The following is a 320-nucleotide window of genomic DNA, read 5'->3' as shown; positions in this document are numbered from 1 at the left end:
AGCCGCAGGCTCCACGCCTGGTGGTGCCCTTCCGTCAATTCCTTTAAGTTTCAGCCTTGCGACCATACTCCCCCCGGAACCCAAAGACTTTGATTTCTCATAAGGTGCCGGCGGAGTCCTATAAGCAACATCCGCCGATCCCTGGTCGGCATCGTTTATGGTTGAGACTAGGACGGTATCTGATCGTCTTCGAGCCCCCAACTTTCGTTCTTGATTAATGAAAACATTCTTGGCAAATGCTTTCGCTCTGGTCCGTCTTGCGCCGGTCCAAGAATTTCACCTCTAGCGGCGCAATACGAATGCCCCCGGCCGTCCCTCTT

General features: G+C 53.8%; 1 rRNA gene. It reads right to left on the bottom strand.

The annotated features are described in order from the left end of the window. Nucleotides 1–320: ribosomal RNA gene (locus tag QWY29_RS20005) — 16S ribosomal RNA — on the bottom strand; the annotation flags it as partial.

It is taken from the genome of Nocardioides abyssi (assembly GCF_030412915.1).
Lineage (GTDB): Bacteria > Actinomycetota > Actinomycetes > Propionibacteriales > Nocardioidaceae > Nocardioides > Nocardioides abyssi.
This window is presented reverse-complemented; position numbering and strand designations above follow the sequence as displayed.